The sequence below is a fragment of the Actinorhabdospora filicis genome, from assembly GCF_030269765.1.
Taxonomy (GTDB): domain Bacteria; phylum Actinomycetota; class Actinomycetes; order Mycobacteriales; family Micromonosporaceae; genus Actinorhabdospora; species Actinorhabdospora filicis.
The window spans coordinates 15,571-31,857 of the sequence record NZ_BSTX01000007.1 but is presented as its reverse complement, the minus strand read 5'-3'; the positions used below and the strand labels follow the sequence as shown (position 1 = coordinate 31,857).

The window sequence follows — 16,287 nt, the reverse complement described above, 5'->3', positions numbered from 1 at the left end:
ACTGGGACTGAGGCCGGAACTGAGGCCCCAGCCACCACCAAACACCAAAGCCACCCCACCACCCCCCTACCTAAGCCCCACACCCCTCCCCACCCCTCTGCACCGTCACCCTCACCGTCGACCCCGCCGGAGCGCTCCCCCCACCCCCGGGGCTCTGCTCACTCACCGTGCAGGCCACCCCCTCCCCGAAGTACCCCACCTCCGGCACGAACCCCGCCTCACTCAGCGCCTTCTTCGCGTTCTCCTCGCTCATCCCGATCACCAGCGGCACCGCCTTCCCCTCCGGCGTCGGCGAAGCCGACGGCACCGCCGAGGCCGACCGCGAAGCCGAAGGCGCCGCCGAAGCCGACCGCGAAGCGGACGGCGACGCCGAAACAGACCGCGAAACCGAAGGCGCCCCCACCGGCTCCACCGGCGCCTCCGCGGGCTTCTGCGCGTCCAGGTGCCGCCCGTTCCCCCCGCCCGTGTCCTGCCCGGGCGGCGCGGCCCACGGCTCGGCGGCGACCGCGACGGCCGAGGCGAGCAGCACGGCGAGCCCGAGGACGAGCGCGACGAGGCGCGCGCGGCGTCCACGGTGGAGCCGGTGGACTCCGGGGCGGGGTTCGGGACGGGGTTCGGGCGCGCGCAGTGGCGGCGCCTCGAAGACCGGCCCGGGGGCTCCGGCCATGACGACGGCGCGGTGGGGGGCTTCGGCGAGCCTGCGGGCCGCCTGCGCCATGCGCGCGGCGCTGGGCCAGCGGTCGGCGGGGTCCTTCGACAGGGAGATCGCCACGAACTCGCGGACGGCCTCGGGGATGTCGTCGGGCAGTGGCGGCGGGGGCTGGCGGACGTGCATCGAGGCCACCACGAAGGGCGTGTCGGCGGCGAAGGGCGATTCGCCGGACAGGGCCTGGTGGGCGACCACGCCGAGCGAGTACACGTCGGACGCGGCGGTCACGCGCACGCCCGAGGCCTGCTCCGGCGACATGTACGTCGCGGTGCCCATGACCGCGCCGGTGGCGGTGAGGGTCGCCGCGGACGGGTCGCGGGCGATGCCGAAGTCGACCAGCACGAGGCGCCCGTCGGGGCGCACGAGCATGTTGGCGGGCTTGATGTCGCGGTGGATGATGCCGGCCTCGTGGGCGACCTGGAGCGCGTCGGCGGCCTGCGCGACGAGGCGGAGCGCGTCGCCGACGTGCAAGCGTCCCCAGCTGCCGAGGCGGCGGGACAGCGGCTCGCCCTCGATGAACTGCATGACGAGGTAGGACACCTCCTCGCCATCGGGGAGGACGCATTCGTCGTAGTCGTAGACGTCGACGATGGCCGGGGACTCCAGGCACGCGATCGCGCGGGCCTCGCGCCGGAAGCGCTCGCGGAAGTCCTCGGCGTCGGCGTAGCGCGCCAGCAGGACCTTCACCGCGACCTTGCGCCGCAGCACGATGTCCTCACCGCACCACACGTCGCCCATGCCGCCACCGCCGACCCGGCCGGTCAGGCGGTAGCGGTCACCAAGGACATCGCCAGCGCGCAGCATCACTCCCCCATCCGTCCCCGGTCACCCTTCGTGTTCAACGAGTGGGACGGACAGGGGTTGCGGCGGGGCGTTAGTCGAGGGGCTCCAGGTACCCGCAGTCGACGGAGATGATCACCGGGAGGGCCTCCAGGAACTCGCGGGCGATGTCCTCGGCGGTGACGTCGTCCAGGTCGGCGGCGAACGCCTCGGCGGCGGCCCAGATGGAGCCGTCCAGGTAGGAGCGCGCCCACAGCGAGTACACCCAGCCGCTCATCGACACCACGGGCTCGTCGGCGGGGCCGATGCCGCACTCGTCGGGGGCGTCGGGGCGGTTGCCGAAGCCGTGGCCGCCGGGAATGAACCGGTGCGCGCGCAGGACGTCCTCGACCGGGCCCTCGGGGTCCAGTTCGAGCAGCGCCCCGGCCTCCAGGAGGCGCTCGATCGCGGCGTCGGTCTCCTCGTCGGGAAAGCCCTCGGTGGCGTCGCGGACGGCCTCGCGCAGCTTCGCGCGGTCGAAGGCGAGCTCGCCGTGCGCGTCGGGCTCGTCGTGGGCGCAGGCCCACACCCCCATGTCGTCCTCGTCGAGGGAGGCGGTGCTCGGGCCGAGGTGCAGCTCGTAGCTCTCCAGCTCGCCCTTGTCGTCGAAGAACGGTCCGAGCGAGCGCCCGACCGGAATGATGATCGTCCCCATGGGGCCTTAGCCTAGACCGCCGGTCAGGATGAGGAAGGCGATGATCTCCAGGACGGCGAAGGCCACGCCCAGCCGGGGGCTCTTGTAGATCTTGAAGTCGATGACCTTGCCGTGCTTGTCGAGCGTGGGCACGCGTGGCCTGGAGACCATGCCGACGGCGATGTACCCGGCGAGGACGCCCGCGACGGGCGGGAGGCACGCGATCCACAGGGTGGCGTCGGCCTTGGCGGTGGCGTGCAGGCCGAGCTGGACGGCGAGGACGGCGGCGAGCGCGGCCAGGTAGATGACGGCGTTGCGGACGAGGTGGGGCGCGCGGGGCAGGAACGACGGCTGGCGTCCGGCGGCGACGGCCTCCTGGCGGGCGGTGGTGGCGCGGGCGAGGGCTTCGCGGCCGTCGCGCAGTTCGCCGTCGAGGGTGCCGGGCGGGGTGGTGGGGTCGGCGGGGGCGCGCAGGTCGGGGACGGGCGCCGAGAGCAGGTGCGCGTGGTCGCGGATCTCTCCGGCCTCGTCTTCGAGGGCGTTGCGGAGGGCGAGGACGGCGCGGCGGTCGCGGTCGAGGCCGGCGCGGGCGTCGGCGGCGCCGGTGGCGTCGACCTGGCGGACCTTCGCGAGGCGGGCCAGGAGTGCGGGGTAGTCGTCGGTGGTCACATCCGCTCCTCGTTACAGGGTTTCCTCGTCGAGGCGGCCGGGGGCGACGAACGGGACGCACAGGCGGACGGTGCCCTCGTGGCGGTCGATGGCCAGGGCGCGGTTGGTGCGGGGCCGCCAGTCGAGGCCGATGTCGCCGATGAAGCCGCCGAGGTCGGTGCCGGGGAGGTTCAGCGCGACGAGGCAGGCGACGTCCTCGCGGTGCTGGGAGCCGCCGAGGTCGTCGATGAACCGGCGTAGGCCGCGCCACCAGCCCAGGACGTGCACGCCGCGCGCGGGTCCCTGTTTGAGGACGGCGCGCAGGTCGGCGAGCCCGGCGTTCTCCAGGACGGGCGCGGCGGAGTCGCCGCCGAAGAGGACGAGGTGGGTGGGGCGGTCGGGGTCGGCTTCGGCGAGCAGGCCCGCGACGGTCTCCTTGAGGGCGGCGGCGGTGACGACGGTGTGGTCGTGGCCGGCGGCGGTGAGTTCGGCGACGGCGGCGTCGGCGGCCTCGTCGGCGGCGGCGACCAGGGGGACGAGCAGGAACCTGGCGTGCCCGGGCGCGTGCTGGCGGGACAGGCTCCGCACGACCGCTTCGAGGATGTCGGCGCCGACGGCGCTGGGGCCGAGGATGGCGATGTGCCTGCCGGGTACGGGATCCAGCGGGAAGGACACGGTGGACAGTCCCACGTCGACGGATCGGCCGACGAGGGCGAGCGGGCGGCGTCCGCCGGTGCCGAGGGACGGGTAGAGCGGGTCGTCGTCGAGGTGCTGTTCGGCGTATCCGGCGAAGATGACGGGCGGTGCGTTGCCCGCTTCCCGGCGTTCCCACAGTTCCCGGCGCAGCCCGGCGAGGATCTCGGCTCCGGCGGTGGCGTCGGGGAAGCGGATGAGCCGGTCGGCTCCGGCGACCCCGCCGGAGTGGTTGACGACGGCGCTGCCGAGGGTGATGGTCTCGGCGGAGTTGTTCAGGACGTCCAGGACGCCCTTGGCGCCGGGCAGGGCCACCCGCAGCGGGAACTGCCCGAAGATGGAGTCCTTCTTGTCGTAGAGGGCCTCGACGCCGGAGATGGTCTGGCTGGCCAGGATCAGGTGGACGCCGTAGGAGCGTCCCTTGCGGGCCAGTTCCTCCAGGTGCGCCACGGCCTGCCGCGCGAGGCGGTCGTTGCCCTGGAAGAGCACGTGGAACTCGTCGATGACGGCCAGCACGCGCGGAGTCTCCAGGTCGGGACGGCGTTTGCGCAGCTCCGAAAGCCGCGTCACGCCCGCCCGTTTCATCGCCGTGGCCCGCCGCGACATCTCCCGCCGCAGCTCGGCCAGCACCGCCACCCCGTACTCGCGGTCGGATTCGACGCCGACGGCCCGCACCTGCGGGATCCACGTCGGGTCGTGGTCGCTGGGGGTGAACTCGGTGAAGGAGACGCCTTCCTTGAAGTCGAGGAGGTACAGCGCCAGCTCGCGCGGCCCGTAGCGGGCGGCGAGTCCATAGAGGACGTCGAGGAGGAACACCGTCTTGCCGCCACCGGTGCGCCCGCCGATGAGCCAGTGCGGGGTGGCGTCGTCGAAGGAGAGCGTGACCGGTCCCCGCTCGTCGCGGCCGACGACGGTCGACAGCCCGTCCACACTGGACGCCCACCAGCGCTCGCCGGGCAGCAGCGTCTCCACGTCCAGCGTGGACTCGCGCCGCACGGTCTCGGCGAGCCGTCCGTAGACCGCGCGCGTCAGCCGCGCGGGCGGCGCCGGGTCCAGCACCAGTGGCGCGGCGATCTCCTCCAGCGGATGCTCCGCGGCCAGCCGCAGGTGCGTGGCGTGGTCGACGGCCGGTACCCGGTCGTGCTCACTGCGGTCCCGCCACCCGGCGAGCACCAAGTGCACCCGGTAGCGCGGACCGGCGTGCGCCAGTGCCGCGATCCGCGTCCGCGTGCCCGTACCGAGCTGCGGCGGCAGGCCCGCGATGACGATCAGCCGGTACGGCAGCTCGGCGGCGCCCTCGGCGGCCACCTGCGCGTCCCGCACGTGCTCCTCGGCCTCGGACAGGATCGTGTCGAGTCCGATGTGGTCGGTGGCGGTCCGCGAGACGATGCCCGCCGCCACCAGCGGCGCGCACGCGGTGAACGCCTGCCCGAGCGTGACACCGTCCACAAGGGAGATGCGCACCCGCGGCACCGACGCCAGCACCCGCAACAACACCGACTGAAGAAGCCCCGCCACCACCGGATCGGTGGCGTCCCCGTCGATGACCAGGTGCCCCTGCCCCAGCAACGGCACCAGCGCCGGAAAATGCGCGTCCGGCAACGGCCTCGCCGTCCCCACCCGGACATATAGAGGCCCGACGGGCACATCACGCCGATGCGGCGTGTCCGGGTCCACTTCGGACAGGACCTGCGTTAACCAGCCCGGCGCGGTGTACGCCGCCGCCGACGCCAGCCGGAAGCACAGATCCCGCAACTCGGCCGCCGAAGCGTCCGGTGCCGGCAACGACGCCGACCGCGCGGCGATCACGTCCTCGGCCCGGTCGAGATGCGCGGAGGCCTCCCGGAACGCGCCCACGGCGCGCTCCAGCGCGGAACGCCAGCTCATCGCGCGCTCCCCCCTCTCGCCCCGGACCTCACCGAAACCTTCCTTGCCACGGCCAATACCCTAACGGACCAACGGGCCCACCGCCTCAGCCACAAGTCAGCGCCAGCCGACCCACCCAGTGGACGCCGATGCATTACGCCGAGTTCGACCCCGACCCGAACCACCGCCCACCGAGGCGCCACGTGGCCCTCCGCGAAGCGACCACCGAAGCCGACTACTTCGCGTGCGCCAAGCTGATCTCCGGCCACGAAGACGGCGACGTCCGCCAATGGCTCGACCGCACCAGACGCCACGCCCACGGCCCGCGCAACGCCCTCCTGGTGGCCGAGTCCGCCACGGACGGCATCGTCGCCTACGGCCGCGTCACCTGGTTCCCCCAACCCCGCTACCCCGGCCTCGACGCCGCCCCCGAGGGCTACTACCTCGGCGGCCTCATCGTCGCCGACGACCACCGCCGCATGGGCATCGGACAACGCCTCACCCTGGCGCGAATGCGCTTCATCCAACGCCGCTCCGGCGACGCCTGGTACCTGGTGAACCAGACGAACGCGGCCTCGATCCTCCTCCACGAACGCCTCGGATTCCACGAGGCAACCCGCAAGTTCACGTTCCCGGGAGTGAGCTTCGAAGCCCCGGGAGGCCTGGTCGGACACCGCAGGTTCGACAACCGGGGAGTGATCTGCCCGGGATGCGCGGAGGCGTGAGAAGAAGAGGAAAGTGCAGGTGTGAAGGAGCAGGGGTCGGGCAAGGTGACTGGCCGGCTACGGGGTCAAAACCCGGGTGGGGACAGAAGCTCGTTGTTTTAGACCCGGGCATGGTGACTGGCGGGCTACGGGGTCAAAACCCGGGCACGGACAAAAGCTCGTTGTAGTAGAGCCGGACCGAGACGGCCCGCAAGCCGCAAGACAACACGGGCCCGGGACCAGATCCGCTGGGGTGACTCGGGATAGGAGAGGTGGATCCTCCGTCGGTCGGCCAGACGTGGTTTCAGAACGAGGGTTCTCGGGGTGTCAAGCCGCGTTCTTTGGCTTGACACCCCGGGGTTCCTCGTTCAGCGTCGATATGGCCGGCCAGAGGAGGAGACGCCTCCCGAGAGAGGCCCAGGTCCAGGACAGCGTCCTGGTCGGGGACGAGGGCTGAAAGCCCAGGCCAGACGGCGACCGTCAAATAGCGCCGATGTGGCGAATAGAGGACGGTCGATCCGCGGGGCGAGGCGAGAAGCGCGGGGAGACGGGCTCGGGGTGAGGGCGACGGGAGAGGTGCCGCAACGGGGGCCGTGGTAGCGAGACTGCGACGGCCGGGACTGGGACTGGGACTGGGGCCGCGGCCGGGACTGCGGCCGGGACAGGGTGTGGGCGGGAGGGCTGGCCCCCCAACCCCAATCGAGCCGCCCGATCCCCTCGGGCGGCTCGATCAGCGCCCGCCACGGCGACTAGCGCAAGCGTGGCGGGCGCGATGCTTATGAACTTGTACTACCCAATCCCGCGAAAACTAGCTAGCCGGCGCGGCAGGCTCAGCCGGAGCAGCCGGGTCCCCAGCCGCCGGAGGAGCCGAAGTCACCGAAGCGTCCCCATAAACCACCTGGTCCACCACCCCGTCCCCGTCCGTGTCACTCAGCGTCGCGTCCGCGATCCCGTCCTCATCCGAGTCCAGAACCGTCTCGTCCACGACCCCGTCGAAGTTCGTGTCCGCCGCGTACGAGTCCAGTGCCCCGTCCCCATCGGCGTCCACGGCCACCGCGTCGATCAGCCCGTCGTGGTTGGTGTCGGACGCGACCTGGTCGACCAGCCCGTCCCCGTTGAAGTCGGACACGACCGTGTCGGCGTACCCGTCCCCGTCACCATCGACGAGCGAGGACTCGATCGTCCCGTCCCCATCGGCGTCGACCAGGACCTCGTCGACGACCCCGTCCTTGTCGGCGTCGACGTAGACACCCTCGGCGTCCCCATCGCCGTCGGTGTCGACGAGCGTCTCGGTGTGGTCGGCGTACTCGACGGTGATGGTCTCATCGGCGACTCCGTTGCCGTCGAGGTCGCTCGCCGCGTGGAACTGGGCGTCGTACTCGGTGTCGGTGGTCTCGTCGTGCGGAGTGTCGAAGTCGCTCACTGCGGTTCCTCCCAATGGATCGGCCCCCGGATGCCCCGTGGCTCGTGAAATCCAAGGTACGGCGACCGGAAGACCGCGCGATCCCATCTTCGTGCCACACCCGGAAAGCACTGGGAAGCAGGGGAAAGCACCCGGAAGGCAGCGCCAGAACCAAAAAAGACGGGTGAGGAGCCGAGACAGTGGCTCCCCACCCGCCCGTCCACCCCCTAAACCTCCCGCTGCCCCCGGGCGAAGTAAGCGGCGAGATCGGCCTCCACCGGCGGAACCGTCTGCGGCGCGGCGCCATTCCGCAGCGACAGCGTCGCGTAAACGCCGGCGGCGACGGAGTCGCGAGCGGCCACGGGGGACGTGTCGGTGACGCCACCCTCGCGCACGAAGCGCAGGAACTCGTCGATCAGCAGGGTGTCCGCACCGCCGTGGCCACCGGTCGAGCGGGGGATCTCGACCTGCTTGTCGCCGGTGCCGTCGTAGTTGCGGCGGCCCTTGTTCCAGACGCGGACGACGGCGTCGCCGCCGGTGTCGCCGAAGTTCTCCACGCGTCCCTCGGTGCCGATGACGGTGTAGTTGCGCCAGTAGTCGGGCGTGAAGTGGCACTGCTGGTAGGAGGCGTGCACGCCGTTGTCTAGGCGCATCAGCATCATCGACACGTCCTCGACGTCGACGACGGGGTGCAGGCCCTTCTGGGACAGCGGCGGCCAGTTCGTCTCCGGCCGGTACCAGTCCTCGCGCTTGGTGCCCTCGACCTCCTGGCGGTCGGTGACGCGCCCGTAGACCTTCAGCTCACCCATCGCCGTCACCTCGCGCGTCGCGCCACCGGCCAGCCAGTGGATGACGTCGATGTCGTGGGCGCCCTTCTGGAGCAGCAGGCCGGTGGTGCGGCGGCGATCGGCGTGCCAGTCCTTGTAGTAGAAGTCGCCGCCGTGCCCGACGAAGTGGCGGCACCACACGGCCTGCACCTCGCCGATCTCGCCGTTCTGGATGATGTCGCGCATCGCGCGCACGACCGGCATGTGCCGCATGTTGTGGCCGACGTAGAGCTTCGCGGCGTGCTTGCGGGCCAGCGTCAGGAGGGCGTCGGTGTCCTCCACGGTGATCGCCAGCGGCTTCTCCATGAAGGTGGGGACGCCGGCGGCCAGCGCCAGCTCGCCGAGCGCGCGGTGGGTGTCGTCGGGGGTGAGGATGAGGACGGCGTCGATGCCCGAGGCCAGCAGCTCGGCGAAGTCGGCGGTCACGGCGACCTCGGCGCCGAACTTCTCGCGCGCCCACTCGTGGCGGGCCGGGTCGGTGTCGCAGATGGCGGTGACGCGCGCGCCTTCGCCGGGGCGGTGGGCTTCCAGGGCAATGGAGGCGCGGAGGCCGAGCCCCGCGACGCCGAGTCGCAGATCATCCATCCGCCAGACCCTACCCGCCGTTGATCACCATGGGGCAACAGGTAGCAAGCGCTTACCTAACACACTCCCACATGATGGAAAGCGAAAACCGGGCGGCTCCGGATGAAGCCGCCCGGTTCGTGACATCGCGGATCAGACGTCGTCCCACCGGAAAAGGCGGGTGGCGATGAAGCCGACGACGATCCCGAAGACCACCAGGACGCCCAGGTTCGGCAGGACCGCCGCCGGTCCCTCCCCGCGCACCATGACGTCCAGCATCGCCTCGTTCAGGTACCGCAGCGGCGACACGTAGGAGATCTTCTGCATCCAGTCGGGCATCTGGGACAGTGGGAAGAACGAGCCCGAGGTGAAGGCCAGCGGCAGGATGATGAGGTTGGCCAGGCCCGAGGCCGACTCCGATGTCTTGGACACCGCACCCACCAGCAGGCCGATCGCCAGGAAGGCGAGCGCGCCGATCAGGACGCAGGGTATCGCCATCCACCAGAACGCGGTGAGGGTGAGGCCGAAGAACGGCAGGGACGCCACCAGCAGGAACACCGTCATCTGGATGAGCGCCAGCAGGAGGGTGTTGCCGACGCGCGCGCCGACGACCGCACCGACGCTGACCGGGGCGAGCCGGATGCGGCGGAGGGTCTTCTTCTGCCGCCAGGTCACCAGGGTCATGGCCGCGCCGAAGACGCCGGACATGGAGATCGCCCAGCCGAGGAGGCCGGGGGTGAGGTACTGGATGGGCTTGAGGGCCTTGTCCTCGACCTGGTCGGTGGTGACGGCGATGGTGGGCGTGCCGGGGGCGGCGGCCTTGAGCATCTCCAGGTTGGTGTTCTCCACGATGCCGGACAGGATCCCGGTGACGATGCCGGCCTGGGTCCGGTCGGCGGCGGAGTAGTAGATGGTGACGGTCTGGCCGTCCTGCTTGATGGCCGCGGCGGCGTCGCCGGAGGCGACCTGCTGCTTGGCGTCGGCCTCGTCGCTGGACTTGGTGATCTCCAGGAGGTCCTTGAGGGCGTCGGGGTCGGCCTTGGCCATGTTGTCGAGGACGGCGACGTCGCCGATCTCGATGACCTTGCCGGGCTTGGTGTCGGACCCGCCGCCGAAGATGGCGCCGAAGATGACCAGGAACATCAGGGGGAACAGGAGGGTGAAGAACAGGGTGGTCTTGTCCCGGAAGAGGCCGATGAGCATCGCCCTGCTGAGACTCAGGTAGGACTTCATGCCCGGTACTCCCGTCCGGTGAGTTCGAGGAAGACGTCCTCAAGGGTGGCGCCGCGGACCTGGAGTCCATTGAGGACTCTCGCCTCGGCCAGCGCGGTGAGCACGGTGGACGGGTCGCGGGTGGTGAAGGTCAGGATCGCGCCGTCGTCGGCGACCTCGGCAACGCCGTCGGCGACGCGGGTGACGTCGGCGGCGGAGAGGTTGCCGCTGTCCACGGAGATGCGCGTGGGGGCGTCGAGGCCGCGGACGAGCGCGGCGGGGGTGTCGATCTTGAGGATCTTGCCGTGGTCCATGATCGCGACGCGGTCGCAGAGGAGCTCGGCCTCGTCCATGTAGTGCGTGGTGAGGACGACGGTCCGGCCGGTCTCGTTGATGGCGCGCAGGAGGTCCCAGAGGTTGCGGCGGGCCTGCGGGTCGAGGGCGGCGGTGGGCTCGTCGAGGAAGACCAGCTCGGGGTCGTGGACGAGCGCGCACGCGATGGACAGGCGCTGCGCCTGGCCGCCGGAGAGCTTCTCCACACGGGTGCCGGCCTTCTCGGTGAGGCCGACCAGCTCCAGCATCTCGTCGGCCCTCTTGGGGCCGACGCCGTAGAGGCTGCCGAAGGTGTGCAGCTGCTCGCGGGCGGTCAGCCGCTCGAAGAAGGCCGTGCCCTGGAGCTGGACGCCGATGCGGGGCAGCAGTTTCGGGTTCCGCGGCCACGGCGACTCGCCGAGCAGCTCGACGCCGCCGGTGTCGGACTGGCGCAGGCCCTCCACGATTTCGAGCGTCGTCGTCTTCCCGGCGCCGTTGGGGCCGAGGATGCCGAAGAACTCGCCGCTGTTTACCTCGAAGGACACCCCGTCGACGGCCCGGACGTCGCCGTAGCTCTTCCGAACGTCGGTGACCCGGATGGAGACACTCATGGTGCACACCGTACGGGAGAGATCAATGGGGTCGAGGGCGGTGGCGGAGCGTGCGGGCCGGGGACGGCGGTATCGGATGAGAAGCCCGATACGCGCCTGGCGGGCGGGGCTACTGCGAACGGGCCGCGATCGGGCAAACTCTCCCCATGACCGAGTTCGTCGCCGCCATCGACCAGGGCACCACCTCCACGCGATGCATCGTCTTCGACGCCCACGGCTCGATCGTCGCCACCGCGCAGAAGGAGCTCACCCAGCATTTCCCGCGTCCGGGGTGGGTCGAGCACGACGCGAGCGACATCTGGCGGGACGCGCACGAGGTCACCCGGGCGGCGATCGGCGAGGCGGGGCTGACCGCGCGGGACGTCGCGGCCATCGGCATCACCAACCAGCGCGAGACGGTCGTCGTCTGGGACCGGCGGACCGGTGAGCCGGTGCACCGCGCGGTGGTCTGGCAGGACACGCGCTCCGGCGAGCTCGTGGCGGGTCTGGCCGCCGAGGGCGGGCAGGACCGCTTCCGCGAGGCGACGGGCCTGCCGCTGGCCACCTACTTCTCCGGCCCGAAGGTGCGCTGGCTGCTGGACCAGGGCCTGCGGGAGCGGGCCGAGCGCGGTGAGCTGGCCTGCGGCACGGTCGACTCGTGGCTGATCTACAAGCTGACGGGCCGTCACCTGACCGACGTGACCAACGCGTCGCGGACGATGCTGATGAACCTGTCCACACTGGACTGGGACGACGCGCTGCTGGACGCCATCGGCGTCCCGCGGGCGCTGCTGCCGGAGATCCGGCCGTCGGTGGAGATCTACGGCGAGGCGATCGCCGAGGGCCTGGAGGGGATTCCGGTGGCGGGCGCGCTGGGCGACCAGCAGGCGGCGCTGTTCGGGCAGACCTGCTTCGCGCCCGGCGAGGGCAAGAACACTTACGGCACGGGCAGTTTCCTGCTGCTGAACACCGGGACGGAACCGGTGGCCTCCACGGCGGGGCTGGTGACCACGCTCGCCTACCGGATCGGCGACCGGGACCCGGTCTACGCGCTGGAGGGCTCGATCGCGATCACCGGCGCGCTGGTGCAGTGGCTGCGCGACAACCTCGGGATCATCTGCTCGGCCGATGAGATCGAGGAGCTGGCGGCGAGCGTGGACGACACCGGCGGCTGCTACGTGGTCCCGGCCTTCTCGGGCCTGTACGCGCCGCACTGGCGCTCCGACGCCCGGGGCGTCATCTGCGGCCTGACCCGCTACGTCACCAAGGCGCACCTGGCGCGGGCGGTGCTGGAGGCGACCTGCTGGCAGACCCGCGAGGTCGCCGAGGCGATGCGGCAGGACGCCGGGGTCGAGCTGTCGTCGCTGAAGGTCGACGGCGGCATGACGGTGAACTCGCTGCTGATGCAGCTCCAGGCCGACATCCTGGGTGTCCCCGTCATCCGCCCGGCGGTCGCCGAGACCACCGCGCTGGGCGCGGCCTACGCCGGCGGCCTGGCGGTGGGCCTGTGGCCGGACGTGGACGCGCTGCGCGCGCACTGGCGCGAGGACGCCGCCTGGCGCCCGGAGCGGAGCCGCGACGGCGACTACGGGCAGTGGCTCAAGGCGGTCGAGCGCTCCACCGGCTGGATCGACTGAGCTCAATACACTCGCGGCATGATCCGGCTCGCCCTCGGGACCTTCGGCGCCTTCGCCGCACTCTCCGGCCTGACCATGCTCGCCACCACCGGGAACCTGCTCTACCTCGCGGTGCTCGGCGCGGGCCTGGCGGTGGGCCTGCCTGCCATGTCGTACTGGGAGTTCGGGCCCACCAAGGGCGCCGCGACCCGGCGGCGGCTGGAACGCGGCGAGGGGATGCCCGCCGTGGTCACCGATGCCGACGAGAAGACCGACAATGAGGGCAACGTGTCACTCGACCTGACCGTCGCCGTCCACGGCGACCACACCGACCCCTACCGGATCAAGATCGCCGAGTCGGTGAAGCCGGACCACCGGTGGATGTACACCGTCGGCACCAAGCTCGTGGTCGTCCCCAAACGCCCCGGCCGCCCCGAGGTCGCCATCGCCGAGCACCCGGGCCCGGAGTGGGCCGAGCGGCTGGAGAAGTGGCCGGTCCCGGAGGACCTGCCGCCCAGGGCCGAGACGAAGATCGAGGTCACCCGCCGCCACGCCGCGGTCTTCGTGACCGCGCTGCTGGCCGGGATCGCCGTCTCCGCCGCGATCCGCCCGGCCGCCACCGCCGAAGTCGTCGGCGGCGTCTTCTCCGGCGCGTACAACGACTTCGTCTTCGGCGACCGCCGCGCCCAGGCCGTCGCCCGCCTCACCGAGGACCACCCCGAGGTCGCCGCGATCGAGTTCCGCAGCGACGGCCGCGTCCTCGCCGACGCCCGCGCCGAGCGCAACCCGATGTACCTCGACACCTACGCCTACGAGTACGGCGAGGTCACCCGCGAGGGACCGGCGACCGACCAGCGGCCCTACCCCGACCTGTTCGCGCCGGGCTCACTCGACCTCGACGTCATCGGGGTGATGGCCAACCGCGCCCGCGAGCTCACCGGGATCCACGACCCCGGCGACGCGCAGGCCCGCGTGTGGATCGCCGACGGCGTCCTGACCTGCCAGGTCTTCCTGACCGACGACTACGTCCAGGGCCAGGTCACCTTCAGCGCCACCGGCGAGGTCCTGGGCATGTCCGGCGGAGCACCCGGATCGGCCGCCGCGCGAGCGAACTGAGGGCGTCGACCCGCCTCCATACACTCGCCGCATGATCCGGCTCGCGCTCGCCACCTTCGGCGGCTTCGCCGCCCTCATCGCGCTCATCGTGCTCGGCACCACCGGACAGACCCTCTACCTCCTGGCCGCCTTCGCCGCCGCCCTCATCGGCATTCTCGCCGCCCTCATGTGGGCGGGCGGGCCCGTCGCCCGCGCGGCGGCCCGGCGCAGGCTCCTGCGGGGCGAGGGCATGCCCGCCGTCATCACCGACGTCTTCCGGACCACCGACGGCGACGGGGAGGTCAGCGTGCACGTGACCGTCGGCGTCCACCCCACCGGCGCCGCCGCCTACAACTACACCCTCAGCGAGATCTTCGGCGAGGGCGAGGCGGCGCAGCGCTTCCACCTCGGCCGGAAGTACGTGGTCGTCCCCAAACGCCCCGGCCGCCCCGACGTCGCCCTCGCCCCCGACCCGGGACCGGAGTGGCAGCGGCGGCTGGACGCCTGGACGCCCCCGCCGGGCGTCCCACCGGAGTACGCCGGCGAGCGCCCGGGACGGGCCCTCGACTTCCTGGTGTTCTTCACCGCGGTGGCCGCCGCGGTCGCGGTGGTCGGCGCGATCCGGCCGCCGGTGACCGGGGAGATCGTGGGCGGGATCCTCGACTCCTCGTACAACGACTTCGTCTTCGGGAACCGGCGCGCGGCGGCCGTCGCGGTCCTGGCCGAGGAGCACCCGAACGTCGTGGAGATCGAGTTCCGCTCCGACGGGCGCGTCATCGTCGGCGTCGCCGTCCGGGACACCATCACGTCCTACGTCTACGAGTACGCCGCGATCGCCGACGAGGGCCCCGCCGACGAGCAGTGGTCCGGCCCGGTGTCCTTCGAGCTGCGCTCGCTGGACCTGCGCGGCATCGGCGAGGCGGCCGCCCGGGCCCGCGAGCTCACCGGGATCGGCGACCCGGGCAACTCCCAGGCCCGCGTGCGGGTGGAGAACGGCGTCCTGACCACCCTGGTGCACCTGTCCGACTGGGACTACCAGGGCTGGGTCGCCTTCGGCCCGGGCGGCGAGGTCCTCAGCATGACCGGTGGCGCGCCGGGCTCGCCCTCGGCCGGGAAATAGACTCCCCGCCCTTCGGAAAGTGGAGTGGGACGGGTGGTGGAAGGTCGCCCATTACCTTCCACCACCCGTCCTCGGGGAGGAGAACAAAGGCTTTGACGAACCGGCCCGCGAGCCGGTTCCAGGTCTTATGAACCCGAACCGGCGAAGCCGGTCAGGAACCCTGCGCGATCAGCTTTTCGGCGACCTGCTTGGCGGTGTTCGACGGGATCGCGAAGCCGACGCCGATGGAGCCCGAGGAGCTGCCGTCGGTGGCGATGGCGGTGTTGATGCCGATCAGCTCGCCGCGCCCGTTGACCAGGGCACCGCCGGAGTTGCCGGAGTTGATGGCGGCGTCGGTCTGGATGAGGCCGTTCAGTTTGGTGGCCTCGGAGCGGCTGAAGGGGCTCTCCTGTTCGGAGCCCACCGAGATGGTGCGGTCGAGGGCCGAGACGATGCCGGAGCTGACCGAGCCCTCCAGGCCCAGCGGGGAGCCCAGGGCGAGGACGGTGTCGCCCACGCGCAGCGAGGAGGAGTCGCCGATGGCGATCGGGGTGAGCTTCTCGGAGGCGCCGACGTTGATCACCGCGAGGTCGTTGGCGGGGTCGGTGCCCACGATGCGCGCGTTGGCGGTGGTGCCGTCGGCGAACTTCACCGTGACGGTGTTGCCGCGGGCGGTGGACACGACGTGGTTGTTGGTGAGGATGTTCCCGTTCTTGTCCAGGACCACCCCGGAGCCCTCGGCCTGGCCGGTGGTGATGACCACGACGCTGGGCTGGACGGCGGCGGCCACGTCGGCGATGGTCGCGCCGTTGGCCACCGGCGCCGACGGGGAGGAGATGTGGCTGCCGGAACCGGAGGCGTTGGCGTCACCGGCGAGGTAGCCGGCCACGCCACCGGCGGTGGCGGATCCGACGACGAGGGCCGCGATCAGCGCGACGGCCGCCAGAGGCTTGCGCCACGCGGGGGTCTTCGGCGCCGGCGCCGGGTATCCGGTGACCGGCGAGTTCGGGTAGTAGCCGGGGGTCGGCGGCGGCGCGTAGGAGACGCCCGGGCGGGGCTGCGCGTGCTGCGGCGCGGCCGGCCACACCGGCGGGAGCTGGCTCGTCAGCGGGTGGCTGGCGGGTCCGGTGACCGGCGGCGGGACGGGACGCTGCGGCGCGGCCCAGGCCGGGGGCTGCGGGCTCGCGGGCCACTCCACGGCGGGAGCGGCGGCCACGGGCGGAACGGCGGTGGGGGTGGGGGTGGGAGAAGGAGCCTCCGGCGGCACCGCGGTCCCGGCCGTCTCCGGCTTCCAGGACGGCACCTCGGCGGCGGCCTTGGCGACCTCGGCGTGGTTGGCCGCGATCTCGGCGGCGGTCAGGTCGTTGGCGGGGGTCTCAGAAGAGTGGGTCTCGTTGAGAGGAGTCACGCCCTCGGCCGACGCCGGGGGGTTCGATCCGTCCCGGGGGTCCGGGGCGGCGGATGCGTTCGGCTCGTTCATGAGCAGAACTATGGCCG

Annotated in this window: 13 protein-coding genes; 4 read left to right on the top strand and 9 right to left on the bottom strand. The window is 71.8% G+C overall.

Features of this window, described 5'->3' with window-relative positions:
• Positions 1–70: 70 nt before the first annotated feature.
• The 4 genes from QSK10_RS31995 to QSK10_RS31980 form a co-directional block, all read right to left on the bottom strand.
• Positions 71–1,513, bottom strand: a complete 1,443-nt coding sequence (locus QSK10_RS31995) for a serine/threonine-protein kinase (protein WP_285667415.1) — start codon at positions 1,511–1,513, stop codon at positions 71–73.
• Between the two features lie 70 nt (positions 1,514–1,583).
• Positions 1,584–2,183 carry a hypothetical protein gene (locus QSK10_RS31990; RefSeq protein ID WP_285667249.1) on the bottom strand — a complete coding sequence of 200 codons (600 nt, stop codon included), beginning with the start codon at positions 2,181–2,183 and terminating at the stop codon, positions 1,584–1,586.
• Positions 2,184–2,189: 6 nt separating this feature from the next.
• Complete coding sequence (locus QSK10_RS31985; protein WP_285667247.1) at positions 2,190–2,831, bottom strand: hypothetical protein; 642 nt, start codon at positions 2,829–2,831, stop codon at positions 2,190–2,192.
• A 12-nt stretch (positions 2,832–2,843) separates the two neighbouring features.
• Positions 2,844–5,390 (bottom strand): FtsK/SpoIIIE domain-containing protein, encoded by a 2,547-nt coding sequence (locus tag QSK10_RS31980; RefSeq protein WP_285667245.1) that lies wholly within the window; start codon positions 5,388–5,390, stop codon positions 2,844–2,846.
• Between the two features lie 128 nt (positions 5,391–5,518).
• Between QSK10_RS31980 and QSK10_RS31975 the strand changes: the two genes are divergently transcribed.
• Positions 5,519–6,094 (top strand): GNAT family N-acetyltransferase, encoded by a 576-nt coding sequence (locus tag QSK10_RS31975; RefSeq protein ID WP_285667243.1) that lies wholly within the window; start codon positions 5,519–5,521, stop codon positions 6,092–6,094.
• A 787-nt stretch (positions 6,095–6,881) separates the two neighbouring features.
• On the opposite strand, the gene QSK10_RS31970 is transcribed toward QSK10_RS31975, so the two are convergent.
• The 4 genes from QSK10_RS31970 to QSK10_RS31955 all read right to left on the bottom strand — a co-directional run bounded on the left by QSK10_RS31970 (position 6,882) and on the right by QSK10_RS31955 (position 11,001).
• On the bottom strand, positions 6,882–7,496 hold the full coding sequence (locus QSK10_RS31970; protein WP_285667241.1) for a hypothetical protein: 615 nt from the start codon (positions 7,494–7,496) through the stop codon (positions 6,882–6,884).
• Positions 7,497–7,702: 206 nt separating this feature from the next.
• The gene (locus QSK10_RS31965; RefSeq protein ID WP_285667239.1) at positions 7,703–8,887 is read right to left on the bottom strand and encodes a Gfo/Idh/MocA family protein; all 1,185 of its coding nucleotides are present in this window, start codon (positions 8,885–8,887) and stop codon (positions 7,703–7,705) included.
• Positions 8,888–9,019: 132 nt separating this feature from the next.
• Entirely contained in the window at positions 9,020–10,099 is a 1,080-nt protein-coding gene (locus QSK10_RS31960; protein WP_285667237.1) for an ABC transporter permease, read from the bottom strand.
• A complete protein-coding gene (locus QSK10_RS31955) occupies positions 10,096–11,001 on the bottom strand; it encodes an ABC transporter ATP-binding protein (protein WP_285667236.1) in 906 nt (301 codons plus the stop codon). Before QSK10_RS31955 ends, QSK10_RS31960 begins: the two co-directional genes overlap by 4 nt.
• Positions 11,002–11,147: 146 nt before the next feature.
• Between QSK10_RS31955 and glpK the strand changes: the two genes are divergently transcribed.
• The 3 genes from glpK to QSK10_RS31940 are packed head-to-tail and all read left to right on the top strand — an operon-like array spanning position 11,148 to position 14,811.
• Positions 11,148–12,617: a glycerol kinase GlpK gene (gene glpK, locus QSK10_RS31950; protein ID WP_285667235.1), complete on the top strand. Its 1,470-nt coding sequence runs from the start codon at positions 11,148–11,150 to the stop codon at positions 12,615–12,617.
• Positions 12,618–12,635: 18 nt separating this feature from the next.
• On the top strand, positions 12,636–13,712 hold the full coding sequence (locus QSK10_RS31945) for a hypothetical protein (RefSeq protein WP_285667234.1): 1,077 nt from the start codon (positions 12,636–12,638) through the stop codon (positions 13,710–13,712).
• Between the two features lie 31 nt (positions 13,713–13,743).
• Positions 13,744–14,811 (top strand): hypothetical protein, encoded by a 1,068-nt coding sequence (locus QSK10_RS31940; RefSeq protein ID WP_285667233.1) that lies wholly within the window; start codon positions 13,744–13,746, stop codon positions 14,809–14,811.
• 151 nt (positions 14,812–14,962) lie between these two features.
• Here the strand turns inward: QSK10_RS31940 and QSK10_RS31935 are convergent, their stop codons facing one another.
• Complete coding sequence (locus QSK10_RS31935; RefSeq protein WP_285667232.1) at positions 14,963–16,270, bottom strand: S1C family serine protease; 1,308 nt, start codon at positions 16,268–16,270, stop codon at positions 14,963–14,965.
• Between the last annotated feature and the right edge of the window lie 17 nt (positions 16,271–16,287).

Excerpts from the sequence above, each read along its gene's own strand:
- QSK10_RS31995 (WP_285667415.1), bottom strand. The coding sequence starts at position 1,513 with ATGCTGCGCGCTGGCGATGTCCTTGGTGACCGCTACCGCCTGACCGGC.
- QSK10_RS31990 (WP_285667249.1), bottom strand. The coding sequence starts at position 2,183 with ATGGGGACGATCATCATTCCGGTCGGGCGCTCGCTCGGACCGTTCTTC.
- QSK10_RS31980 (WP_285667245.1), bottom strand. The coding sequence starts at position 5,390 with ATGAGCTGGCGTTCCGCGCTGGAGCGCGCCGTGGGCGCGTTCCGGGAG.
- QSK10_RS31975 (WP_285667243.1), top strand. The coding sequence starts at position 5,519 with ATGCATTACGCCGAGTTCGACCCCGACCCGAACCACCGCCCACCGAGG.
- QSK10_RS31965 (WP_285667239.1), bottom strand. The coding sequence starts at position 8,887 with ATGGATGATCTGCGACTCGGCGTCGCGGGGCTCGGCCTCCGCGCCTCC.
- QSK10_RS31960 (WP_285667237.1), bottom strand. The coding sequence starts at position 10,099 with ATGAAGTCCTACCTGAGTCTCAGCAGGGCGATGCTCATCGGCCTCTTC.
- QSK10_RS31955 (WP_285667236.1), bottom strand. The coding sequence starts at position 11,001 with ATGAGTGTCTCCATCCGGGTCACCGACGTTCGGAAGAGCTACGGCGAC.
- glpK (WP_285667235.1), top strand. The coding sequence starts at position 11,148 with ATGACCGAGTTCGTCGCCGCCATCGACCAGGGCACCACCTCCACGCGA.
- QSK10_RS31945 (WP_285667234.1), top strand. The coding sequence starts at position 12,636 with ATGATCCGGCTCGCCCTCGGGACCTTCGGCGCCTTCGCCGCACTCTCC.
- QSK10_RS31940 (WP_285667233.1), top strand. The coding sequence starts at position 13,744 with ATGATCCGGCTCGCGCTCGCCACCTTCGGCGGCTTCGCCGCCCTCATC.
- QSK10_RS31935 (WP_285667232.1), bottom strand. The coding sequence starts at position 16,270 with ATGAACGAGCCGAACGCATCCGCCGCCCCGGACCCCCGGGACGGATCG.